General features: G+C 71.6%; 20 protein-coding genes and 1 pseudogene. 13 read left to right on the top strand and 8 right to left on the bottom strand.

All coding sequences use genetic code 11. From position 1 onward, the window contains the following. Positions 1–15 precede the first annotated feature (15 nt). From ACZ501_RS30660 to ACZ501_RS30675, 4 genes and pseudogenes are all read right to left on the bottom strand, one after another. Positions 16–1,113 carry a terpene synthase family protein gene (locus tag ACZ501_RS30660; RefSeq protein WP_468799795.1) on the bottom strand — a complete coding sequence of 366 codons (1,098 nt, stop codon included), beginning with the start codon at positions 1,111–1,113 and terminating at the stop codon, positions 16–18. After that, positions 1,110–1,961 (bottom strand): SAM-dependent methyltransferase, encoded by an 852-nt coding sequence (locus ACZ501_RS30665; protein ID WP_468799797.1) that lies wholly within the window; start codon positions 1,959–1,961, stop codon positions 1,110–1,112. The genes ACZ501_RS30660 and ACZ501_RS30665 overlap by 4 nt, the downstream gene beginning before the upstream one ends. 570 nt (positions 1,962–2,531) lie before the next feature. Then, a complete protein-coding gene (locus ACZ501_RS30670) occupies positions 2,532–3,401 on the bottom strand; it encodes an MBL fold metallo-hydrolase (RefSeq protein ID WP_468799798.1) in 870 nt (289 codons plus the stop codon). Positions 3,402–3,655: 254 nt separating this feature from the next. After that, positions 3,656–3,733: pseudogene (locus ACZ501_RS30675) on the bottom strand (YxiG-like protein); the annotation flags it as partial. Positions 3,734–3,836: 103 nt separating this feature from the next. On the opposite strand from ACZ501_RS30675, the gene ACZ501_RS30680 reads away from it, so the two are divergent. The 7 genes from ACZ501_RS30680 (at position 3,837) to ACZ501_RS30710 (ending at position 14,211) form a co-directional block, all read left to right on the top strand. Further along, positions 3,837–4,220 carry a hypothetical protein gene (locus ACZ501_RS30680; protein ID WP_468799800.1) on the top strand — a complete coding sequence of 128 codons (384 nt, stop codon included), beginning with the start codon at positions 3,837–3,839 and terminating at the stop codon, positions 4,218–4,220. A 211-nt stretch (positions 4,221–4,431) separates the two neighbouring features. Continuing rightward, positions 4,432–4,659: a DUF5133 domain-containing protein gene (locus ACZ501_RS30685; RefSeq protein ID WP_361611663.1), complete on the top strand. Its 228-nt coding sequence runs from the start codon at positions 4,432–4,434 to the stop codon at positions 4,657–4,659. Positions 4,660–5,205: 546 nt separating this feature from the next. After that, positions 5,206–5,859 (top strand): hypothetical protein, encoded by a 654-nt coding sequence (locus ACZ501_RS30690; protein ID WP_361611665.1) that lies wholly within the window; start codon positions 5,206–5,208, stop codon positions 5,857–5,859. 221 nt (positions 5,860–6,080) lie between these two features. Next, positions 6,081–8,261 (top strand): discoidin domain-containing protein, encoded by a 2,181-nt coding sequence (locus ACZ501_RS30695; protein ID WP_468799926.1) that lies wholly within the window; start codon positions 6,081–6,083, stop codon positions 8,259–8,261. Between the two features lie 72 nt (positions 8,262–8,333). Then, a complete protein-coding gene (locus ACZ501_RS30700) occupies positions 8,334–10,502 on the top strand; it encodes a discoidin domain-containing protein (protein WP_468799802.1) in 2,169 nt (722 codons plus the stop codon). Positions 10,503–10,560: 58 nt separating this feature from the next. Then, on the top strand, positions 10,561–11,643 hold the full coding sequence (locus ACZ501_RS30705) for a DUF1996 domain-containing protein (protein WP_468799804.1): 1,083 nt from the start codon (positions 10,561–10,563) through the stop codon (positions 11,641–11,643). Positions 11,644–11,778: 135 nt separating this feature from the next. Continuing rightward, the gene (locus ACZ501_RS30710) at positions 11,779–14,211 is read left to right on the top strand and encodes a glycoside hydrolase family 3 C-terminal domain-containing protein (RefSeq protein ID WP_468799806.1); all 2,433 of its coding nucleotides are present in this window, start codon (positions 11,779–11,781) and stop codon (positions 14,209–14,211) included. A 51-nt stretch (positions 14,212–14,262) separates the two neighbouring features. Here ACZ501_RS30710 and ACZ501_RS30715 read toward each other — a convergent pair whose 3' ends face one another. Beyond that, complete coding sequence (locus ACZ501_RS30715) at positions 14,263–15,570, bottom strand: ROK family protein (RefSeq protein WP_468799808.1); 1,308 nt, start codon at positions 15,568–15,570, stop codon at positions 14,263–14,265. Positions 15,571–15,756: 186 nt separating this feature from the next. Between ACZ501_RS30715 and ACZ501_RS30720 the strand changes: the two genes are divergently transcribed. The 4 genes from ACZ501_RS30720 to ACZ501_RS30735 are packed head-to-tail and all read left to right on the top strand — an operon-like array spanning position 15,757 to position 20,359. Beyond that, on the top strand, positions 15,757–17,073 hold the full coding sequence (locus ACZ501_RS30720; protein WP_468799809.1) for an ABC transporter substrate-binding protein: 1,317 nt from the start codon (positions 15,757–15,759) through the stop codon (positions 17,071–17,073). Positions 17,074–17,087: 14 nt separating this feature from the next. Next, positions 17,088–18,083: a carbohydrate ABC transporter permease gene (locus ACZ501_RS30725; RefSeq protein WP_468799811.1), complete on the top strand. Its 996-nt coding sequence runs from the start codon at positions 17,088–17,090 to the stop codon at positions 18,081–18,083. Positions 18,084–18,111: 28 nt separating this feature from the next. Then, a complete protein-coding gene (locus tag ACZ501_RS30730) occupies positions 18,112–18,951 on the top strand; it encodes a carbohydrate ABC transporter permease (RefSeq protein ID WP_361609614.1) in 840 nt (279 codons plus the stop codon). Positions 18,952–19,003: 52 nt separating this feature from the next. Continuing rightward, the gene (locus ACZ501_RS30735; RefSeq protein WP_468799813.1) at positions 19,004–20,359 is read left to right on the top strand and encodes a GH1 family beta-glucosidase; all 1,356 of its coding nucleotides are present in this window, start codon (positions 19,004–19,006) and stop codon (positions 20,357–20,359) included. Positions 20,360–20,425: 66 nt separating this feature from the next. On the opposite strand, the gene ACZ501_RS30740 is transcribed toward ACZ501_RS30735, so the two are convergent. Then, positions 20,426–21,448 carry a LacI family DNA-binding transcriptional regulator gene (locus tag ACZ501_RS30740; protein WP_361609610.1) on the bottom strand — a complete coding sequence of 341 codons (1,023 nt, stop codon included), beginning with the start codon at positions 21,446–21,448 and terminating at the stop codon, positions 20,426–20,428. Between the two features lie 233 nt (positions 21,449–21,681). On the opposite strand from ACZ501_RS30740, the gene ACZ501_RS30745 reads away from it, so the two are divergent. Further along, positions 21,682–22,302 carry an RDD family protein gene (locus ACZ501_RS30745; protein ID WP_361609608.1) on the top strand — a complete coding sequence of 207 codons (621 nt, stop codon included), beginning with the start codon at positions 21,682–21,684 and terminating at the stop codon, positions 22,300–22,302. 35 nt (positions 22,303–22,337) lie between these two features. Here ACZ501_RS30745 and ACZ501_RS30750 read toward each other — a convergent pair whose 3' ends face one another. After that, positions 22,338–22,946: a flavin reductase family protein gene (locus ACZ501_RS30750; RefSeq protein ID WP_361609606.1), complete on the bottom strand. Its 609-nt coding sequence runs from the start codon at positions 22,944–22,946 to the stop codon at positions 22,338–22,340. Between the two features lie 76 nt (positions 22,947–23,022). On the opposite strand from ACZ501_RS30750, the gene ACZ501_RS30755 reads away from it, so the two are divergent. Then, a complete protein-coding gene (locus ACZ501_RS30755; RefSeq protein ID WP_468799815.1) occupies positions 23,023–23,319 on the top strand; it encodes a DUF3253 domain-containing protein in 297 nt (98 codons plus the stop codon). 34 nt (positions 23,320–23,353) lie between these two features. Here ACZ501_RS30755 and ACZ501_RS30760 read toward each other — a convergent pair whose 3' ends face one another. Continuing rightward, a complete protein-coding gene (locus tag ACZ501_RS30760; protein ID WP_468799817.1) occupies positions 23,354–23,764 on the bottom strand; it encodes a TraR/DksA family transcriptional regulator in 411 nt (136 codons plus the stop codon). Between the last annotated feature and the right edge of the window lie 245 nt (positions 23,765–24,009).

A 24,009-nucleotide genomic window follows, 5' to 3' on the forward strand; every position in this document is an offset into this window, starting at 1 on the left:
GCTCCGGCGCACCGCTCAGTTCCGCAGCCACTGCCACCAGGCGGCGAGGGCCGGCAGGTCCGGGGGTTCGGTCGCGGCGTCGCTGGGCGCATCGGCGAACCGGACCGTGAACCGGGCCTCCTCGACCGGGAGCCCGTACCGGTTGCGGGGGCTCGCGTACCGGGGCGCCCGGCTCTGCCACGCGATGCAGCCGGCCACGTAGTGGTCCAGAGCCCGCAGGCAGGAGCGGAGCTCCGCGTCCGCTCCCTGCGCCAGCCGGGCCCGCAGCCGGATGTAGAGGACCATCACCCGGTCCCGCAGGGCCACCGAGAGCGGGACGGCCTCGGCGGGTGAGCAGTTCTCCTGATGGGCGAAGACGTTGACGAGGTTGATCTCCTTCGGCTCCAGGTGGTCGTCCTTGTCGTAGGAGAACAGGTCGTTGTCGGCACTGACGATGAATTGCGCCGCGTCCGTCAACGCGGTCAGGGCGGGGTCGTAGAGCAGCTCCACGGGCGGCCGGGCCCCGCGTACGACGTCGGACCACGTCATCGAGAAGCGGGTGCCGTTCGCCAGCGGCCCCATGGCGACGAAGTCGTTCAGCCCCGGCATGCTCCCGGCCTCGGCGCGGGCAGCCCGCCAGGCCGCACCGAGCAACCAGTCCCGCGTCCCCTCCGTGAACCTGCGCAGCTCGAACGCGGACAGCATGGCGTGGGTACGGACCACCAGGTCCACCAGCGAGCGGGTCATGGCCCCCTCGGGAAGCACGGACGCCCCGGGGTTCTCGATGGTCCGCAGCAGCCGTACGCCGTGCTCGACGACGGCGCCCGTCCCCACCTCTTCGGAACCGGAGTCCTGCCAGTCGTCGACGGCGTTGGCCCAGTAGTTCCACTCGGTGAACAGCAGCAGGGCCTCCACGTCCCCGTCGGGGATGATGCGGCAGGAGAAGTCGGCGCTGCGGGTGGCGAGACCCCACGCGCGCTCGACCGGGTCCGGGTAGAGGCCGAAGGCGTCGACCCACTCGACCGCCCGCTCCTCGACCTGCTTGGCCTGCGGATGGAGGAGGTCGCGCTGCAGGGGACAGTAGAAGGCGGGGAGTTGCGTACCGAGGAGCGAGGGGCGCGGCGGGGCGGTCATCGGCCGCCCCCGGCCCGGAAGCGCATCAGGCGTGTCTCCACCGCGTGTTCACGCCAGATGCGGAAGAACCTGCTGTGCGTGATCGTCGACTGCTCCAGGCGTGTGGTGCTCCAGGCGCCGGGTTCGCCGCCCGCCCGGAGCCGGTCGAGTTCGGCGGTGTTCCATGCCATGGACTGCACCCAGAACTCCGCCACCCGGTCGGTCACGTCCTCGTCGTGCGTCAGCTCGAAGCCGGACGCCTCGGCCGCGGCCAGGTATTCGTCGCGCGTCCCCAGCCGTGTTCTGTAGTAGCCGTCCATGAACTCGCGGTGTCCGGGGCGGCACAGGAAGTGCTCCTGGATGCCGAACCATCCGCCGGGCCTGAGCGCCTTGGCGACCACGTCGAAGAGGCGGGCCCGGTCGGTGTAGCCGCTGCTCTCGTTGGCGTACGCGGCATCGTACGCGTGGGTGACGTCCAAGTCGTGGACGTCCATCTGGAGGGGGTCCACGAGCTCCTCGACCCCTGCCTGCCGGGTGAAGCGCCGGACGATCGGGATGTGGTCCGCCGCGACGGTGAGACCGGTGACCGCCGCTCCGTGCTCCTGCGCCCAGTACAGCGAGGTGCCGCCCAGGCCGCAGCCGATGTCGAGGAGCGTGCGGGGTGGTTCCTCGTACGCGCCCCAGGAACGGGCCGCGTGCTCGATTATGCGTTCCTGCGCGTCGAGCAGGTGCTGCTTGAGCGTGCTCTGCGAGACGGCCGTGTGGGGCGGGAGCCGGTCGGGGAACAGCCCCACGTGGAAGTGCACGCCGGGACCGGGACCGTACTTCTGGAGGATCTCCTGTGTCTTGCGGCTGTAGTAGAGCCGCACCTGGTCGTCCTCGGCTGAGCCCCGACCACTGCTTAAGAACGCTCCACGTGGTGTAACGCGCATGTGATGTCCGCCCTTTCGTGGCGTAGGGCTGGTCCCGGGGACGCGACATCACCGCACCCTCACCGCGTCCCGAACCGGCACACTGTTGAAGCACGGATCATCGTGGCACTTCGCGCGTCCCACGTCAGCCCGGTGGACCGGTACGGATCATCCGGGTCGGGGGCACATGAGTTCTGCCCGACCTGGGGGGATGGGGGATCGGTCCGGGCCGGTGATCGCATCGTGCGACGGCCTCGCATCGTGCGACGGCCGAACAGGCGCACGCCGGGTGTGGCGCCGCCGGCGGGAGGCGCCGCCTGGTCGCAACGGAAGCGCGGCACCGGGTGTGCATCGGCGCAGGGCGGGCACGAGGGGTGCCATGACGTTGATGCTGCTCCTGCTGCTGCCTCTCGGCCTGGCCCTCGTTCTGCTCGCGACGAGGGAACCACACGGCCGGGGCCGCCACCGCCAGAACCGATGAGCCCTGCGGCCTGGTTTCACTCGAAGGCGCCCCAGCCGGCCGTGTTCTCACCAGCGGACGGCGGTGAAGTCGACCGGCCGGGGCTGCAACTGGCGGGTGCGCGCTGCCAGACCTGTCAGCCGCCGGGACATGTCGTCGGCGGACAGATGGCGGCGGTCGCCGTGGCCCGGCAGGACCCATTCGAAGCGGATCCGTCCGGCTGCCCTGGCCAGAGAGGCGGCCAGCTCGGCGACGGAGTACCAGATCACGCTTTCCGGGACTTCCAGGTCAGCGGTGGTGCGTGACCAGTAGAAGCTGTCCCCGCTGAAGCAGTACCGGTCATCTGCGAGGTAGAGCACGCTGCCCGGTGTGTGACCGGGCAGCGGATGAGCGGCGACCCCCTCACCGATCTCCACGGGCTCGAGACCCCGGATCACCCGGTCCGCGTCCGGGGCGGCGTCGAGGTCGCCCTCGTGGATCCACAGTCGGGCGCCGAAATGGTCCGCGTAGCGGCGGCCGTGTGCGGCATGGTCGCGGTGGGTGAGCAGCACATCGGTGACCGGGCCCCATGCCGCGTAACGCTCGGCCAGTCCACTGCTCCAGCGCGGTGTGTCGATCATCATCGCCGTGCCGGAGGGCCTCAAGAGCACATAGGAGTTGGCTCCGGCGGTGTGCCGGGAGTTGTGCCCGCACAACAGGACACCGCTGTCCAAGGCCATCGGAAAGGGGTCGAGCCGCCGGTCGGGCTGCCCGGAGGCGGGGCGGATCGAGCGCGTGGGGCAAGCGAAGACGGCTGCGTGTAAGCGCCGCGTCTCCCCTTCGTCGCGGGGCGCGCGCATGATCTGCGACCTTCCGCCGACCTCACCGATCAGATCGGGCGCGAGCTGCCGTGCGACATCGCAGTTGAAGCAACGGTCGTCAACGAACCAGCCGTCCATGGCGGGTCTCCTTCCCGGGGAACGAGCGGCCCCGATCAGGGACGCCTTCCAGGGATACCCCGGCCGGCGCGGGAATCGGTAGGACCTCCCGGCCTTGTACTTCCGGGCCGGACCCGCTCTCTCCGAGCCCCCTCGGCGGTCGGTCGTGTTTCCGTGAACCGCTGTCCACCCTCTCCGGCGGCGGACGTCAGCGCCTCAAGCTCGCCTCCCACCCCTCCGCTACGACCTTGCCGTCTCCCCAGCGACGTAGGGACGCGCATGTAGTCGGTGTATCCGTGGTGCACGACAGCGTGATCGACGGTCTCGTCCAGCATCTGCGTGAGTACGGCGGTACCTTGCCGCCCCTTCCACGCAGGCTCTGGGCGCCGCCGCCCTCAGAGATCTCCAGGACAGGTCCTAGCTGCCTATCCCGTCCACGCCAAGGGCGCGGAAGGTTTGGACACGGCCCTCGACCACCTGGAACAGGCCGACGCTCTCCTCGCCGCCGGACCGGCAGAGACCGACGACGTCGCCGTCTGGTACGAACGCGGCAACGTGCACTACCGCCGCGCCCGCGTCCTCGCGGAGGCCGAACGCTTCGAGCAGGCCCTGGCCGAGGCGGAGGCTGCCGTCGCCGCGCACGAGGAAGGCGGAGAACAGGGCGAGATGCCGCGCGCCGAAGCGGTCCAAATCGCAGCCCTCATCGAGGGCAACGGCCTCGCCCGCTTCAAGGACGCGGTGGCCCGCCTGACCACGACAGCCGCCCGCTGCCGCGCGGCCGGCCTCCCGGAAGCAGCCCACATCCTCGACGCCCTCCGCGAGGACTACACGAAGCGGTAGCGCCTCGGCTCCAGGCCGCCTCGACGCAGCGCGTCAGCCGAAGCCGTGCGCGCCGGGCCGGTGGCGCCGAGGCCGGCCGGCCGTCGACGGCGCGCTCGGCCAGGACCCGCCGCTTCCCGCGGCGCGGGCGTGCGTCTGAGGGGATTGCGGCGCGGGAAGGGGGGTACGTGGGCGACACTTGGTTGATCTTTGTGGAGGAAGGGGCGCGTTCATGCTCATGGCTCACCCGGCAGTGCTTCCCGGTCTCGTCGACCGCTACTGGGCTCTGGCCGTCCTGGCGGAAGGCGACGGAGCTGAGGGCGTGCAGGCCGAGATCGAGGACGTCGCGCGGGCATTGTGCGTGGCGACCGGGACGACGGACGTGCACGCGGCGCTGATCGCCGCCCGGCACCATCTGCCGGGCGCCGAGACCTTCGACGATTCCGTCCTGGCCTCCTGACCTCACGGCGAGTCCGGAGCGGGGCAGGGTGCGGCCTTCGGCCTCACCCTGCCCTTCTCTCCTGCCCGCTTCATTGCCGGACCACTCTTCAGCACACACACCCCGGCCCGGGCGGGGATGTCCTGGCCGGGCCGCGCTCGGACGTCGATGCCGCCCTTGCGGCCTCCGGATGCGTCACCGTCCGCCCTGCCCCTACCCGATCTGTCGAGGCCTCCGCCCGTGTGGTCAGGCACCGGCCGGAGCACCCGCGCGCTGCCCGGAGGGAGCGGGGGCGGCGGCATGGGTGCGCAGACGACCGCCGCGCCTCGCCCGCCGGCGTGCCGATGATCTCGGAGCCGTCCCGCACCGGGCCCCGTGCGACGTACGCACCCCGTGCCGCCGGTACGGCGTGGTGCCTCACCGACGGACACCCATGTCGTCCCGGGTCGGGCGGCGCTGCGACACGTTCGCGCACGATGGCGTGTCCCCTCGTCCGGTGGGGTTCCGTCCCGGGCTACGGGCCGGTCACGGCCGAGGGAAATACCGCATTCCGGCTATAAGTTCCCCATGGGACATGAACGGCTGGCCTTCGACGGCTGGATCGCCGGCGTGGGTACCGGTTCCGGTACGCGCGTGGTCGTCGGGCACTGGCTCCGCTCTCCGTTCGGAACGTTCAGCGATGTGATGCTGGAGCGGGCCGACGGGCACCGCGTCCTGTTCGCCCCCACCTCACCGACGGCCCGGTGCATCGCCGGCGTCTACCACTTCGACGAGGTCCGCACCGGGCCGGTGACCGTCCGCGTCAGCGGCACGGTGTGGGAGGTCGCGGCGGACTCGCTCACCCTGCGCTTCACCGTCGGCCGGCGCGGTCCACTGGGCATGGCACTCCGGGCCGTCCCCCGCTCCCTCGCCCGCAGGCCGAGCTGGGCCGCCCTCGCCGCGCTGCCCGCCCGCGCGCTGCCCGGCGTACGGACCCGCGGCAGCTCGCGGCCCGGCCACCGGCAGTGGTACGCGGCCTGCGACCTGTTCCCGATCACCCACGCCGTGGCCTCCCTGGAGGGAACCGACCTCGGTCCGCTCGCCCCGGTCCTCCCGCCCGTCCGGTTCGGCTTCGCCTCCGCCCCTGCCGCACCGTCCCTGGTGCGGGTCGTCTCCACCATCGAGCGCCCTGTTCGCCCCGGCGACGGCCGGCCCGGGGGAACGGACGCTCCGGGGATCTGACGGCCGACGCCGCCGAGGACACCGGTGAAGCCGTCACCCACTCCCCCACCCCTGCCGACCCACGCACTCGGGCCACGCCTGATGCCTCGACTTAATGAAAGCTGAAAGAAAAGTCATGTCGCGAGGCTTGACCCCGCCGCCGGGGGGAGGGCAGGGTTCCGGAGAGCGCTCTCCCCCCACCCCAACTCCCCTCTGTAGGAGCCGTCTTGTTGTCTCTCGGTATGCCGGTGGCGGCGTCGCCGCCCACCCGCACCGTCCGCCGCGCCGTGGCCGGCGCGGCCGTCGGCGCCCTGCTGGCCGGCCTTCTGACTCTCGCTCCGCACGCCTCCGCGGCCGCCGACCCGGTCCTGCTGTCGCAGGGGAAGCCGGTGACCGCCTCCAGCCAGGAGCACTACGGCACCCCCGCCAAGGACGCGGTCGACGGCGACAACGCGACGCGCTGGTCCAGCGCGGCCTCCGACCAGCAGTGGCTCCAGGTCGACCTCGGGGCGTCGGCGGCGATCGGCGCGGTGGAACTGCGCTGGGAAGCCGCCTATGCCAAGGCCTACCGCATCGAACTGTCGGCCAACGGCACCGACTGGAGCACCGCCTACTCCACCACCGACGGACACGGCGGAACCGAGACGGTGAACATCACCGGGACCGCCCGCTACGTCCGCATGCAGGGCGTCTCCCGGGCCACCGGCTACGGCTACTCGCTGTGGGAGTTCAAGGTGTTCGGTACCGCGGGAGGCGGCGGCGGACCGACCCTGCCGGGCGGCGGCGACCTCGGCCCGAACGTGCACGTCATCGACCCCGCCACCCCCGGCATCCAGGACAAGCTCGACCAGGTCTTCCGCGAGCAGGAGTCGGCGCAGTTCGGCAGCGGCCGGCACGCCTTCCTCTTCAAGCCGGGCACCTACGACAACATCAACGCCCAGATCGGCTTCTACACCCAGATCGCCGGCCTCGGCCTGAAGCCGGACGACACCACCTTCAACGGCGACGTGACCGTGGACGCCGGCTGGTTCGGCGGCAACGCCACCCAGAACTTCTGGCGCTCCGCGGAGAACCTCGCCGTCAAGCCCGTCAACGGCACGAACCGCTGGGCGGTGTCCCAGGCGGCGTCCTTCCGCCGGATGCACGTCAAGGGCGGCCTCAACCTCGCCCCCGCCGGGTACGGCTGGGCCAGCGGCGGCTACATCGCCGACAGCAGGATCGACGGCACGGTCGGCCCGTACTCGCAGCAGCAGTGGTACACCCGCGACAGCAGCATCGGCGGCTGGACCAACAGCGTGTGGAACATGACCTTCTCCGGCGTCGAGGGCGCCCCCGCCAACTCCTTCCCCGAGCCCCGGTACACCACCCTCGACACCACCCCGGTCTCGCGCGAGAAGCCCTTCCTCTACCTGGACGGCAACGACTACAAGGTCTTCGCGCCGGCCAAGCGCACCAACGCCCGCGGCACCACCTGGGCCAACGGCACACCCCAGGGCGAGTCGGTGCCGCTGGACAGGTTCTACGTGGTCAAGCCCGGAGCCACCGCCGCCACCATCAACAGCGCGCTCGCCCAGGGCCTGCACCTGCTGTTCACGCCCGGCATCTACCACGTCGACCGGAGCATCGACGTCAACCGGCCCGGCACCATCGTGCTCGGCCTGGGCCTGGCCACCATCATCCCGGACAACGGGGTGACCGCCATGAAGGTCGCCGACGTGGACGGGGTCAAGCTCGCCGGCTTCCTCATCGACGCCGGACCCGTCAACTCCCCGACGCTCCTGGAGGTCGGCCCGGCCGGCGCCTCCGCTGACCACGCCGCGAACCCGACGACCGTCCAGGACGTCTACATCCGCGTCGGCGGCGCCGGCGCCGGCAAGGCGACGACCAGCATGGTCATCAACAGCGACGACACCATCGTCGACCACACCTGGGTGTGGCGCGCCGACCACGGGGAGGGCGTGGGCTGGGAGACCAACCGCGCCGACTACGGCGTGCGGGTGACGGGCGACGACGTCCTGGCCACCGGCCTGTTCGTCGAGCACTTCAACAAGTACGACGTGGAGTGGTACGGCGAGCGCGGAAAGACGGTCTTCTACCAGAACGAGAAGGCGTACGACGCCCCCGACCAGGCGGCGATCCAGAACGGCTCCACCAAGGGCTACGCCGCCTACCGGGTGGACGACTCGGTGACCACCCACGAAGCGTGGGGCCTGGGCAGCTACTGCTACTACAACGTCGACCCGACCATCCGCCAGGACCACGGGTTCAAGGCTCCGGTCAAGCCGGGAGTGAAGTTCCACAGCCTCCTGACGGTGTCGCTCGGCGGCAACGGCCACTACGAGCACGTCATCAACGACACCGGGGCCTCCACGGTCCCCGCCGGCACCTCGACCGTGCCGTCCACCGTCGTGTCCTACCCCTGACCGGGCCCCGCGCAGGCCGGCCGCGCAGGCCGTCCCGTATCCGCCCCCCTCCCGATCGTGCCAGGAGCAGACGTGCCCAGACCTTCTTCCCCCACCCCGATCCGCCGCCGGAGCGGCGTTCCCCTGCTCGTGCTCGGCGCACTGGCGGCGTCGTCCCTCACGCTGGCCGCCCCGCCCGCCCGGGCCGCGGAGGCCCTGCTCTCCCAGGGCAAGCCGGCCACGGCCTCCTCCCAGGAGGGCGAAGGCTACGCCGCCTCCGCCGCCGTCGACGGAAACCTCACCGGCACCCGCTGGGCCAGCCAGTGGAGCGACCCGCAGTGGCTCCAGGTCGACCTCGGCAAGAAGTCCGACCTCTCCCGCGTGGTGCTGACGTGGGAAGGGGCGTACGGCAAGAGCTACCAGATCCAGGCGTCCGACAACGGCACCGACTGGCGGACCCTGAAGAGCGTGACCGGCGGGGACGGTGGTACCGACGAGATCGCCGTCTCCGGCTCCGGCCGCTACGTGCGCATGCTGGGAACCGAGCGCTCCGGCGGCTACGGCTACTCCCTGTGGGAGTTCCAGGTCTACGGCAGCACCGACGGCACCCCCTCCCCCGGCACGGGGGCGGTCAAGGTGACCGGCACCGCGGGCAACTGGCAGCTCCAGGCCGGCGGACAGCCCTACACCGTCAAGGGCTTCACCTGGGGCCCGGCCGCGGCCGACGCCCCCCGCTACATGCCCGACCTGAAGTCCATGGGCGTCAACACCGTCCGCACCTGGGGCACCGACGCCTCCACCAAGCCACTCCTGGACAGCGCCGCCGCCAACGGCATCCGCGTGATCAACGGCTTCTGGCTCCAGCCCGGCGGCGGCCCCGGCTCCGGAGGCTGCGTCGACTACGTGACGGACACGACGTACAAGACCACCTCGCTCAACGAGTTCGCCAAGTGGGTCGACACCTACAAGAGCCACCCCGGCACGCTGATGTGGAACGTGGGCAACGAATCGGTCCTCGGCCTGCAGAACTGCTACAGCGGCACCGAGCTGGAGAACCAGCGCAACGCCTACACGGGCTTCGTCAACGACGTCGCCCGGAAGATCCACTCGATCGACCCGGACCACCCGGTGACCTCCACCGACGCCTGGACGGGCGCCTGGCCCTACTACAAGCGCAACGCCCCCGACCTCGACCTGTACTCGATGAACTCCTACGGGAACATCTGCAAGGTCCGCCAGGACTGGGAGCAGGGCGGATACACCAAGCCCTACGTCATCACCGAGACGGGTCCGGTCGGGGAGTGGGAGGTCGCCGACGACGCCAACGGCATCCCCGACGAGCCCACCGACGTCCAGAAGCGCGACGGGTACACCAATGCGTGGAACTGCGTCACCGGCCACCGGGGCGTCGCCCTGGGCGCGACGATGTTCCACTACGGCACCGAGCACGACTTCGGGGGCGTCTGGTACAACGTGCTCTCCGGCGGGCTGAAGAGACTGTCGTACTACGCGGTCAAGCAGGCCTACGCCGGCTCCACCGCGGGGGACAACACCCCGCCCGTGATCACCGACATGGCCGTCTCCCCGGCTTCGGCCGCGCCCGCGGGCGGTGAGTTCACCGTGCGCGCCGCCGTGCGGGACCCGGACGGGGACCCGCTGACCTACCGGATCTTCCTCAGCGGGAACTACGCCAACGGCGACAAGGGCCTGGTCGAGGCCAGGTGGCGGTCCACGGGCAACGGCACCTTCGCCGTCACCGCACCGGAGAAGCTCGGCGTGTGGAAGGTGTACGTCCAGGCGGAGGACGGCCGCGGCAACGCCGGCATCGAGACCAGGTCGGTGAAGGTCGTCGCCCCGCCGGTGGCCGGCCCGAACCTCGCCCTGAACAAGCCGACCACCGCCTCCTCCTTCCAGGCGTCCTACGGCGACTGCCCGTGCGAGCCGGCCAAGGCCACGGACGGCAACAGCGGGACGCGCTGGGCCAGCGACTGGAGCGACCCGCAGTGGATCCAGGTCGACCTCGGCGCCGCAACCGCCTTCCGCAAGCTCCAGCTGGAATGGGACCCGGCCTACGCCAGGTCCTACGAGGTCCAGGTCTCCGACAACGGCAGCAGTTGGCGCACCGTGCACACCACGGCCTCCGGCAACGGTGACATCGACACGATCGACGTCACGGCGACCGCGCGGTACGTCCGCCTGCAGCTGACGGCGCGGGGCACCGGCTGGGGCTACTCGCTCCACGAGTTCGGCATCTACGGCTGACGGACCGGCGCCCCCGCACCCCCACCCCTCCCCCTCCCACAACGGGCTGGAGATCCCCATGAGATGGCGCTCGAAGCAACTTCCCGCACTCCTCTTCGGCAGCGCACTGGTCGCAAGCGTCCTGGGCATCGGCACGATGGCCACGGCGGCCGACCCCGGGGCCGCTCAGGCCGCCCCGTCGGCCGCCCACGCCGGGCACATGAGTGCCGAATCCACTCAGGCGTCGGGCGACGACGCGGACGGCGACGGCTACATACCCGCCGTTCCGCAGGTCACCGGCGTGACCCCGTCCAGCGCGACGCCTCCGCCGCGCTACTTCCACGAGTTCCAGGCCAACTGTTCGGTCACGCACACCGCCCCCGACGACCCGATCGTCTACCCCGGGCAGGCGGGACGGTCCCACGACCACACCTTCATGGGCAACACGAGCACGAACGCGGCCAGCACCACCGCGAGCCTCTACGGAGGCAGCACCACGTGCAAGGCGCCCGCCGACGCCTCGGCGTACTGGATGCCCTCGTTGTACAAGGGCGATCAGAAGGTCCTGCCGGTGGGACCGCAGGTCATCTACTACAAGACCGGCGTCACCGACTACACCAGCGTGCGCCCGTTCCCCAAGGGTCTGCGGTTCGTCGTCGGCAACCCGTTGCAGACCGCGCAGCAGTTCCGTGCGCACAAGGGCTTCGTCGAGGGCTGGGAATGCGGTGACAGCTTCTTCAACGTCGACATCCCGGCGAGCTGCCCGAACCGGCCCGACGTCCAGCTCAACCTGCGCATGCAGGCGCCCAGTTGCTGGAACGGCCTGTACCTGGACACGCCCGACCACCAGAGCCACATGGCGTACCCGGTCGTCAAGCCCGGCACCAACGACAACATGTGCCCGGCATCCCACCCGGTCGCCCTGCCGATGATCGAGTTCAAGATGGCGTGGCCGGTCAACGGCGACATGAGCCAGGTCCACCTGGCCAGCGGCCGCGGCTACTCCTTCCACTACGACTTCTTCAACGCGTGGGAGGAACGCACCCTCCGGGCGATGGTCGACCACTGCATCGTGGGCGGCCTCCAGTGCGATCCGCGGGGCTACGACCAGTCGCACCCGGAGGAGGGTGCCGTCCTGAACGCGGAATACCGGCTGCCCTGACCCTGCCGGTATTCCGCGGGGCCCGGCCCTCCCACGGCGGTGGGGCGGCCGGGCCCTCTCCTTCCCGGGACGCACGCGCGGCCCGGGCCGAACACGCCCACCCGCCGGCGCGCGGGTGACGAGCATGGGGTGGCCATGACGGAAGCACGGCTCTACAGCCTCCTCGACGAGCTGACCACGGAGCAGAAGGTCCGGCTGCTCACCGGCGCCACGACATGGCGCACGGCGGGCGAACCCGCCATCGGACTCAGGGAGATGGTCACGTCCGACGGCCCGGCCGGCGTCCGCGGGCAGGCCTGGGACGAGCGCGAACCGTCGGCCCTCCTGCCCTCCGCCTCCGCGCTGGCGGCCCTGTGGGACGAGGACCTGCTGGAGAAGGTGGGCGGCCTGCTGGCCGCGGAGGCCGCCGCGAAGGGCGTGGACGTCGTCCTGGCGCCCACCCTGAACCTGCACCGGTCTCCTCTCGGGGGCCGGCACTTCGAGTGCTTCTCCGAGGACCCCGAACTGACCGGCCGTGCCGGCGCGGCCCTGATCCGCGGGATCCAGGCGGGCGGAGTGGCGGCCACGGCCAAGCACTACGTGGCCAACGACTCCGAGACGGACCGGCTCACCGTGGACGTACGGATGTCCGAACGCGTCCTGCGCGAGGTCTACCTCGCCCCGTTCGAGGCGGCCGTGGACGCCGGGGTGTGGCTGGTGATGGCCGGATACAACGCCGTCGACGGCGCGACCATGACCGCGAGCCCCCTGCTGCGGGAACCCCTCAGGACGGAGTGGGGTTTCGACGGTGTCGTGCTGTCCGACTGGGGTGCCGTGCGCTCCACGGTGGAGCCCGCCCGCGCCGGACTGGACCTGGCCATGCCCGGACCGGACGGCCCCTGGGGCGCCGCACTGCTCCGGGCGGTGAGCGAGGGCCTGGTCGAGGAGGAGGCCGTCGACGAGAAGGTGCTGCGGCTGCTGCGGCTGGCCGGCCGCGTCGGCGCGCTCGGCGCGTCCGGGCCCCGGGCCGCGACCGCCGTGCGACCGCAGCGGGTACGGGCCCTCCTGCGCCGCGCCGTCAGCGCGAGTTGCGTCCTGCTGCGCAACGGCGACGTGCTCCCGCTCGATCCCGCGGCCCTCACCACCGTCGCGGTCATCGGCGTCCACGCCGCCGCGCCCCGCGCGCAGGGCGGGGGCAGCGCGGGGGTCTTCCCGCCCGGGGTCGTCACGCCGCTGGCGGGCATCCGGGACCGGCTGGGCGGCCGCGTCCGGGTCGTGTACGCGCCCGGCCCGTCGCTGGGAGTCCCGCCCGGCCCCCTGGGGACCGACGGGTGCAGGGATCCGCGGTCGGGAGAGCCCGGCGTGCTGCTGCGCGTCCTCGACGCCGCCGGAGGGGAGCTGTACGCGCAGCACCGCCTCTCGGGCCGCCAGCTCGAGCCGGAACTGCCCGCGGGAGCGCACACCGTGGAGATCAGCGCACGGCTGCGGCCGCGGCAGGCCGGGGAGTGGACGTTCGGGGTCGCGGGCTTCGGCCGGATGGAGCTCAGCGTGGACGGGCGGGCGATCATCGCCGGCGACTTCCCGTGCGAGACGGACGACCCGGCCGTCGTCCACGTGAACCCGCCCGTGCGGACGGCCCGGCTGCTCCTGCCCGCGCACCGGCCCGTCCACGTGGTCGCCACGCGCGAACTGGTCCCCGGCTCCGGCCGGGCCACGGTGGTCACCGCGGGCCCGCCGGAACCCGATGCGCGCCGCGCGCTGGAAGCCGCGGTGGAGGCCGCCCGCCGGGCGGACGCCGCGATCGTGGTCGTCGGTACGGGCGAGCACGACGAGACCGAGGGCCACGACCGCGCCGGCCTGCGCCTCGGCGGCCGTCAGGACGAACTCGTCCGCGCGGTGGCCGCCGTCAACGCGCGGACCGTCGCCGTGGTCAACAGCGGCGGGCCGGTCGAGATGCCCTGGCGGGAGGAGGTGGGCGCCCTGCTGCTGACGTGGTTCCCGGGGCAGGAGGCGGGGGACGGGCTCGCCGACGTCCTGTTCGGCACGGCCGAGCCGGGGGGCCGGCTTCCCACCACGTGGCCGACGACCCTCGCGGACGCTCCCGTCACCCGTACCCGGCCCGTCGAAGGAGTCCTCGAGTACGCCGAGGGGCTGCACGTCGGCCACCGTGCGTGGCTGCGGGCCGGACGGGAGCCCGCCTACTGGTTCGGCCACGGCCTCGGTTACACCACCTGGGCGTACGGGGAGGTGACGGCTCCCGCGCGCGCCGTGGCCGGGGAGCCGTTCCGCGTCGGGGTGCGGGTGACCAACACCGGCTCGCGCCGGGGCCGGGAAGTGGTCCAGGTGTACCTCGCGCGGCCGCACTCCGCGGTGGAGCGGCCCGCGCGATGGTTCGCCGGCTACGCCGCGGTGGAGGCTCCGGCCGGGGAGTCGGTCACGGCCGTCGTGACGGTACCGGCCCGCGCCCTGCGGCACTGGTCCCCCGGGGACCGCGCCTGGTGCGTGGAGCCCGGCACCTTCCGGCTCGTGGTGGGCCGGTCCGCCGGAGCCCCGCAGTGGACGGGGGCCGTCGACGTCAGCGCACCCTGACACCGCCCCGGGCGCGCCGGGCCGGCGGCGCGCCCGCGCGGGCAGGAGGGGTCACTGGGCCGCGCGCTCCCGCAGGGTCGCCTGCCACGCGGGGGCGGGCTCCTGCGGCCGGGCCGCCTCACGGCGTCCGCCGCGGGCGAAGAACCCGGCGAGCGGCAGGATCGCGGCCCCGACCGTCACGGCGTCGGGGCCCAGGGCGCCCAGCTCGATCCGCACGTGCGCGGCCGGGTAGGCCAGGGCGTAGGAAAGGGCGTGGCCGCGCACGGCGTCGAGGAACGCGGGGCCCAGCTGCAGTCCCGCCCAGCCGCCGACGAGGATGCGCTCGGGCTGGAAGAGGTTGATCAGGTCGGAGAAGCCGGCGCCGAGGTACTCGGCGGTTTCCTCCAGGACGGCCAGGGCCGTGGCGTCGGGCTCCGGGCCGCCCTCCCCGGGGTAGGCGGCGGCGATCATCGCGGTCAGCGAGGTCTCCTCGTCCGCGTCCGCAGGCGGCTGTCCGCCGGCCTCCCGCCAGCGTTCGAGGAGCGCTTCCGCTCCCGCGTAGGCCTCCAGGCAGCCCTGGGCGCCGCACCGGCAGCGGCGGCCCCGCACGCGCACCGTGAGGTGGCCCCACTCGATGGCGCGCCCGGGCCCCACCTCGTCGGCGACGACGCAGGCGCCGACACCCGACCCGAAGAGGACAACCGCCGCACTCTGCGCGCCGCGCCCGGCGCCGAACCACATCTCCGCCTGACCGAGCGTCTTGGCTCCGTTGTCGATGGAGTACGGCACGTTTGCGGGGACGATCGCCGACTCGCGCAGCAGTCGTTCCAGGGGCACGGCGCTCCAGCCGATGGTCTGGCCGTGGACGACCGCGCCGTCGGCGTCGCGGGCCACGATGCCCGGCACACCGATGCCCACGCCGAGCAGGCGTTCGGCCGGGATGCCGGCCTGCGCCAGCACCGCGGGGATCCCCTCGCGCAGGTGGTCCAGCACGATGCCGACGTCGTAGCGGTCGACCCGGCGCGGCCCCTCGGTCACGAGCGGCCTCTCGATGCGGGCGAGTTCGGTCAGCGCCAGGTCGAAGAGCTCGATCCGCACCCGCGTCTCGCCGACGTCGACGCCGACCATGTACCCGCTGTCGGCGCGGATGCGCAGCAGCGTGCGGGGCCGGCCGCCGGCCGAGTCGACGCTGCCGGCCTCCTCCACCAGGCCTTCGGCGACCAGCTCGGCCACCACGTTGCTGACCGAGCCCGAGCTGAGCCCGGTGGCGGGTCCGAGCGAGAAGCGGCTCTGGGGCCCGTCGAAATACAGCCGTTGCAGAACGGCAGTCCGGTTCTCGCGCCGCAGGTCATGAACCGTTCGGCCACTGCGTACTCGCACCCGTGCCCCCTCAACTTGGACTTCCTGGTGGCAACTTACATGTGTTCGGGGCCTTGACGCGACCTTCGCTTGAGGTTTAACTCACATCCTAAATTAAGCCATGGGGGCTGGTCGCGGTCCGAAGGCGGGGCGTCGCCACCCCACCCCCCGGTTTCACCGCCACTTCCTCGAAAGGCCCCTGGAGCCATGCGCAGAATCCGAGCCGCAGCCGTCGGTGCCGTCACTCTCCCGCTCGTCCTCACCGCGGCTGCCTGCGGCGGGGGGTCGTCCGGCCACGGCGGATCGAACGAGCAGCCCAAGTCCCTCACCTACTGGGCCTCCAACCAGGGCGCCAGTATCGAGGTCGACAAGAAGGTCCTCCAGCCCGAACTCGACAAGTTCGAGAAGGAGACCGGCATCAAGGTGAAGCTGGAGGTCGTCCCGTGGGCGGACCTCCTCAACCGGATCCTGACGGCGACGACCTCCGGCCAGGGACCCGACGTCCTGAACATCGGCAACACCTGGAGCGCCTCCCTCCAGTCCAGCGGCGCCCTGCTGCCGTGGGACGCCGAGAACTTCGAGGCGATCGGCGGCAAGGACCGCTTCGTCCCGTCCGCTCTGGGCTCCACCGGCGTCCGGGGACAGGACCCGGCCGCCGTCCCGCTGTACTCCATGGCCTACGCCCTCTACTACAACAAGAGCATGTTCAAGAACGCCGGCATCGAGAAGCCCCCGGCGACCTGGGACGAGCTGGTGGAGACCGGCAAGAAGCTGTCCAAGGACGGCAAGTGGGCCCTGGGGGCCGAGGGTTCGAACCTGTCCAACAACATCCACCAGGTCTTCGTCCTCGGCAAGCAGCACGGCGTCGACTTCTTCACAGCCGACGGCAAGGCGGACTTCACCTCCGACGGAGCGGTCGCCGCGGTGAAGCAGTACGTCGACCTGATGGGCAAGGACAAGATCGTCGCTCCGGGCAACGCCGAGTACGCGCAGAACCAGTCCCTGAGCGACTTCGCCAACGGCAACACGGCCATGGTGCTGTGGCAGACCGCCTCCGCCACGTTCAAGGCCCAGGGCATGACCGAGGACGAATGGGGCGTCGCCCCGGCGCCCGTCCCCTCCGGGGCGCCGGGCCAGGGCACCGCCACCAACTCCATGGTCGCCGGCATCAACCTGGCGGTGTTCAAGAACACCAGGAACATCGACGGCGCGAAGAAGTTCGTGAAGTTCATGACCAGCGACGGGGAGCAGACCATCCTCAACACGGCCTACGGCTCCGTCCCCCCGGTCAAGAGCGCCCAGCAGGACCCCGCGTTCAACACCCCGGCCCTCGCCGTCCTGCGGGACACCCTCGCGACCAGCGCCACCGCCCTGCCCCAGGTCCCGGAGGAGTCCCAGTTCGAGACGGTGGTCGGAACCGCCGTCAAGGAGCTCTTCGCCGAGGCCGCGGCCGGCCGGCCCGCCACCACCGAGTCGGTCAGGGCGAAGCTCGAGAAGGCCCAGCAGCAGATGCCCAAGAAGTGAGCACGGACACCACCATGACCACCACCGCTGCCCCCACCGCCGGCGAGCGGGCCGGCCGCGCCACCCGGCCCGGAGCGGCGCCCCGCCGGCGCCGCTCCGGGCGGCTGCGCCGCGTCGGGCTTCCCTACCTGCTGCTGCTGCCCGCCCTGGTCCTTGAACTGCTCGTGCACCTGGTCCCCATGCTGATCGGCATCGTCGTCAGCTTCAAGGAACTCACCCAGTTCTACCTGCGCGACTGGGGAACCGCGCCCTGGGCCGGCACCGACAACTACAGGCTCACGATCGACTTCGACGCCCCCGTCGGCGAAGCTCTCCTGAAGTCGTTCCTCACCACCTGCCAGTTCACCCTGCTGTCGGTCGGCCTGTGCTGGCTGCTCGGCACCGCCGCCGCGATCTTCATGCAGGAGACCTTCCGCGGCCGCGGACTGCTGCGCACCGTCTTCCTCGTCCCCTACGCGCTGCCCGTCTACGCCGCGGTCATCACCTGGGCGTTCATGTTCCAGCGCGACAACGGGCTCGTCAACCACGTGCTCCACGACCAGCTCGGCCTGACCGACAGCCCCGCGTTCTGGCTCATCGGCGACAACAGCTTCGTCACCCTGCTGGTGGTCTCGGTGTGGAAGGGCTGGCCCTTCGCCTTCCTCATCATGATGGCCGGACTGCAGAACATCCCCAGGGAGATGTACGAGGCCGCCGCCCTGGACGGGGCCGGAGTGTGGCAGCAGATCCGCCGCATCACCCTGCCGTCACTGCGCCCCGTCAACCAGGTCCTCGTCCTCGTCCTCTTCCTGTGGACGTTCAACGACTTCAACACGCCGTTCGTGCTGTTCGGCAAGTCGGCGCCCCAGGCGGCGGACCTGATCTCCATCCACATCTACCAGTCCTCCTTCCAGACCTGGAACTTCGGCACGGGCTCTGCGATGTCGGTCCTGCTGCTGCTCTTCCTGCTCGTGGTCACGGGCCTGTACCTCCTGTTCACCTCCCGCGGAAGGCAGGCCGCCGATGCCTAGGCGATCCCGGCGGACCCCCCGTTCGCCCATGGCGGCCCCGCAGTCCTTCCTGTGGAGCAGGAGGATCTTCCTGACGCTCCTGACGGCGTTCGTACTGCTGCCCGTGTACGTGATGGTGTCCAGCTCACTCAAGCCGCTCCAGGACGTGTCGGGGAAGTTCCAGTGGGTCCCCTCGGGCCTCACCGTGCGCCCGTACATCGACATCTGGCGCACCGTGCCGCTGGCCGACTACTTCACGAACTCCCTCATCGTGGCGGGCTCCGCGACGGCGTGCTCGGTCGTCATCGCCGTCTTCGCCGCCTACGCGGTCAGCCGCTACTCCTTCCGCGGCAAGCGGGTCTTCACGGTGACGGTGCTGTCCACCCAGATGTTCCCGGGCATCCTCTTCCTGCTGCCCCTCTTCCTCATCTACGTGAACATCGGCAACGCCACCGGCATCGCCCTGTTCGGGTCCCGGGCGGGCCTCATCCTGACCTACCTGACCTTCTCGCTGCCGTTCTCGATCTGGATGCTGATCGGCTACTTCGACTCCGTCCCCCGCGACCTGGACGAAGCGGCGAAGGTCGACGGCTGCGGACCGCTGGGCGCACTCCTGCGGATCATCGTGCCCGCCGCGACGCCCGGCATCGTCGCGGTCGCCGTGTACGCCTTCATGACCGCCTGGGGCGAGGTCCTCTTCGCCTCCGTCATGACCAACGACACCACCCGCACGCTGGCCGTCGGGCTGCAGGGGTACTCCACGCAGAACGACGTGTACTGGAACCAGATCATGGCCGCCTCGCTCGTCGTGAGCGTCCCCGTCGTCGCCGGCTTCCTGCTGCTCCAGCGCTACCTCGTCACGGGCCTGACCGCGGGCGCCGTCAAGTAGTCCCGTCGCGCCCGCCCGTCCTTGCCCCGACCCCACCTCCGAGAGGCTTCCCGTGTCCGAACCCATCGACCTCGCCGCGTTCCCGCACGACTTCGCCTGGGGCACCGCCACGTCCGCGTACCAGATCGAGGGAGCGGTCGCCGAAGACGGCCGCGGGCCCTCGATCTGGGACACCTTCTCCCACACGCCCGGCAAGACCGAGAACGGTGACCACGGCGACGTGGCCTGCGACCACTACCACCGGTGGCCGCAGGACATCTCCCTGATGAAGCGGCTCAACACCAACGCCTACCGCATGTCGCTCGCATGGCCCCGCGTCGTGCCGGCCGGCAGCGGAGCCGTCAGCGCCGCCGGCCTGGACTTCTACGACCGCGTCATCGACGGCCTCCTCGATGCCGGGATCACCCCGAACGTCACCGTCTACCACTGGGACCTGCCCCAAGCCCTCCAGGACCGCGGGGGCTGGACCGAACGCGACACCGCCGAACACCTCGCCGCCTACGCGGCGGTCGTCGCCGAGCGCCTCGGCGACCGGGTGACCCACTGGGCCACCCTCAACGAACCCCTGTGCTCCGGCTGGATCGGACACCTCGAAGGCCGGATGGCGCCCGGCCTCACCGACCTGACCGCCGCCGTCCGGGCCTCCTACCACCTCCTGCTCGGTCACGGCCTGGCCGCGCAGGCCATCCGCGCCGCGGCGCCCGGAGCACAGGTCGGCCTGGTGACCAACCACTCCACCGTCGAGCCGGCGGGCACCCGGCCCGAGGACCTCGCCGCCGCCACCCGCATGGACGGCCACACCAACCGGTGGTGGCTCGACCCCGTCTACGGCCGCGGGTTCCCCGCCGACATGCGCGAGCTCTACGCCGTCGACCTCCCCGAGCGGCCCGGCGACCTCGACACCATGGCCACGCCGCTGGACTGGCACGGCCTGAACTACTACTTCCCCGCCACCGTCACCGACGACCCCGACGGGCCCGTGCCGCACGCCCGGGAGGTGCGGCTCACCGATGTCCCGCGCACCGGCATGGACTGGCAGATCGACGCCGACGGCCTCGAAGCACTCCTGATGCGCCTCACCGACGAGTACGGCGTGCGCAGGCTGTACGTCACGGAGAACGGATCCGCCTTCCCCGACACCGTGGGACCCGACGGAAGCGTCGACGACCCCGCCCGCACCCGGTACCTCGAACAGCACCTGGCGGCGTGTGCGCGCGCCGTCCGCAAGGGCGCGCCCCTCGCCGGCTACTACGCCTGGTCGCTGCTGGACAACTTCGAATGGGCCTACGGCTACGACAAGCGCTTCGGCCTGGTCCACGTCGACTACGCCACCCAGAAGCGCACCGTCAAGACCAGCGGCCGCCGGTACGCCGACATCATCCGCAGCCACCGGCAGCTGTGGTCCTGACGCGCGCGAGCGGCATCCGCCGAGGCGGCCCGGCAGCGGACGCGGGCCCGCCGGCCGGGGCCCGGGTCAGGCGGACTCCCGGACCACCAGCTCCGGCTGGAAGATCAGTACGCCGGGCTCCGCGGCCGGCGCCGTTTGGACCGCGTCGGCCAACAGCTTCGCCATCGCGGAGGCCATCTCCTCCACCGGCTGACGGACGGTCGTGAGCGGTGGCCGGCACGTCACGGCGATGCTCGAGTCGTCGAAGCCCACGACCGCCACGTCCTCGGGGACCCGCTTCCCCTTCTCCCGGAGGAGCTGGCAGGCACCCTGGGCCATCAGATCGTTCGCGACGAAGACGCCGTCGATGCCGGCGTCCTCCGCCAACAGGCGGGCCATCGCCCTGACACCGCTGTCGAGGGTGAAGGCCCCCTCGGCCACCGGCGGATCGACCTGGCCGGCCTCGGCGAGGGCCTCGCGGAACCCGGCGAGCCGCTCCCGGCCGGCCGGCAGGTCCTGCGGGGCGCAGATGGAGGCGACACGGCGACAGCCGCGCGCCAGCAGGTGACCCACGGCCAGCCGCGCGCCCGCGCGGTTGTCCAGGTCGACGTAGCTGACCGGCATCGGCCGGGAAGGCCGCGCGAACAGGACCGTCGGAATGCGGGAGGAGAGCAGGAGCCCGGGCAGCGGATCGTCGCCCTGGACCGACACCACCAGCGCTCCGTCGACACTGCCCTGCCGTACGTAGTCGACTACCTGGCTGCGGGCCGCCTCCGATTCGGCGAACAGCAGCACCGGGTGCATGGCGCGTGCCCGCAGGTGCCCCAGGGCGCCGGTGACGATGCGGCCGAAGAACGGATCGGCGAACACCCGCGCCGCGAAGCCATCCCCCGCGCCGGAGATGACGAGGGCCACGGTCTCCGCGCGCCGCGTCACCAGGGAGCGCGCCGCCCGGTTCGGCGCGTACCCGGTGCGCGCGATCGCATGACGGACCAGTTCCTGGATGTCGGGATCCACGTTGCGCACCCCGTTCACCACTCGAGACACGGTGGCCCGCGAGACTCCGGCGGCCCGCGCGACGTCCTCCAGCGTGGGGGCGTGTCTCTTCATGTGCGCACATTAACGCACTTACCCCTGAACGCGTTCAAAGGACGGGCGCGGTCACGGCCGCTCCGTACGCATGCGCCGGACCGCCTCCCCTTCGAGACGGATTGGACAAGTGGCCGATGGGCCGCCCACGATGACCCGTCAACATCATGACTTCGGGGGCGGGACCGGTCACGTGGTGCGTTGCTCCGCTCCGTCCGCATCGTCCCCGTTTCCGACACCGGAGAGACTGCACCATGAGCTTCGGCGACCCGACCAACCCCTACGCCCAGCAGTCCCCGCAGGGTCAGCCCGGCTTCCCCCAGCAGGCTCCGCAGGGCGTGCCCCCGCAGTTCGGCCACACCCAGCCGCCCCCGCCGTACGGCTACGCGCAGCCGGCCCCGCTGGGCGCCCCCTACGGCGCCTACGCCGCTCCCGGTATTCCGGGCGGGATGCCCCTACCTGCCCACTGGGGCCTGCGCGTCGGTGCGCACGCGCTCGACGTGCTGATCATCACGGGCCCGATGTACGCCCTCGGCTTCATCGACCTGTTCAACGCCCCCGACCCGGCCACGGCCCAGCCCGGCGTCTTCTTCGCCATCGGCCTCCTGTACGCGGCTGCCATGGGCTTCTTCCAGCTCTTCAAGGAGGGCTCGACCGGGCAGACGATCGGCAAGAAGGCGGTGGGCATCAGCCTGCGCCGCGAGGCTGACGGCACCACCCTCGGTTTCGGCAAGGCCTTCGTCCGCAAGCTGGCCCACGTCCTCGACGGTCTCCCCTGCCAGATCGGCTGGCTGTGGCCGCTGTGGGACGCCAAGAGGCAGACGTTCGCCGATAAGGTGTGCGGGACCGTCGTCATCCGCGTGCCCAAGGGCTGAGGCCACGCCACGGCCTGGTCACCCCGCCGGAGCGCTCAGCTCGACGGGGACCAGTCGGCGTAGCGGATGCGGCGCAGGTCTCGGACGTCGCCGAGCGTGCCCCACTCGTCCTTGCCCAGCCGCGTGAGGGGCCGCAGCCGCGTGACCTCCGGATGATCCTGGTCCAGAACGGCGTCGTCGACGGCGAAGTGCACGACCCGCCCGAAGACCACGGTCGAGTCACCGAGCAGAAGGGTGCTGTGCAGCTCGCATTCGAGGGCCACCGGGGAGCCGGCCACGCGCGGAGCCTTCACCCGCACGCCCGGTTCGCGCTCGACGCCCACAGCGTCGAACTCGCTCACCTCGGGCGGGAAGTCCGTGGCGGTCTCGTTGATCTTCTCGAGGAGCGCTTCGGGGGCGAGGTTCACCACGAACTGCCCGGTCGCCTCGACGTTGCGCAGCGAGTCCTTCCGGCCGACCGACGTGAACTGCACGATGGGCGGCGTGAGCGACGAGATGGTGAAGAAGGAGTGGGGGGCGAGGTTGTCGACGCCCTCGGCGGAAACGGTCGACACCCACGCGATAGGCCGGGGCACGACGGTCGACGTCAGCAGGCGGTAGACCGCGGTCCGGTCAAGCAGGGCCGGGTCGTATTCAGTGCGCATACCCGTAATCATCAGGCACCTGTGGTGCGCGTCCGGCGGCAGGGCCTGCGATCCGGCGCGGTGCGACACTGGCCGGGTGGGCGACATCGAGCGGGAGACGGGCCGGCGCCTGGAGCGGGCCATCCTGGAGTTGCTGGAACGTCGCGATCCGCAGGCGACGATCTGCCCCTCCGACGCGGCGCGGGCCGTGTACGGAGGGGATGACGAGGGGTGGCGAGCGCTGATGGAACCGGCCCGCCTCGCTGCCCGGCGGCTGGTCACGGCGGGGAAAGTCGAGATCACCCAGGGCGGTCGCCCGGTCGATCCGGGGCAGGCCCGTGGCCCGATCCGCATCCGCCGTGTGCGTCGCCCGGGACCGGCACCGCACGCGTGAAGTGTCCGGCCGGTGCCGTGGCGGTGCCCGGGCGTCAGGCGGGGCGTGGCCGTCGGGGGCCGGATCCGGCGCAGCGGACGCAGGTGGTCGCCGCCGGTCTCACTTCCAGGCGTTCGGGGGGAATCGCCTGGCCGCACAGGTCGCACTGTCCGTACGCGCCCCAATCGAGCCGTTCCAGTGCCCGGTCCAGTTCTTCCAGGTGCTCGTGCTCCTGCGCCATCAGCGCAGCCACGTGGGCCCGCTCGAAGGCGGTGCTGGCCCCCTCGGGGTCGTGCTCGTCGTCCACCGCCACCAGGGCGTTCGCCGCGACGATCGCTTCGAAGTCACGGCTCAGCGCGGCCGTCCGCGCGAGGGTGTCGGCGCGGTCGGCCGCGAGGCGTGCGCGGACGTCCGCGAGGGTCGACGGACCGCGCTCGCCGGGGTCGCGCCGGGATGCATCGCCCATGTCTGCGACAACGCCGCATCGCGGCCGCCGATTCCTCCCGGCCGCAGCGGCCGCAGGAGGTGCGCGCGTGGGGCAGGCGCCGGCGCCCGCCCCGGTGAACTGCCGGCGCAGTGCCGGGGCGCGCATGCCCCCCGGGTTTAGGAGCGCCAGCTGTGCGACGAGGAGGCGCTCGGCCGTCCACCGGCAGCAGGTCGCCGTGCAGGTCATTGGCGGATCATCACCGAAACGATCACGCAGTACCCGTC

This window comes from Streptomyces sp. NPDC034085 (assembly GCF_055575555.1).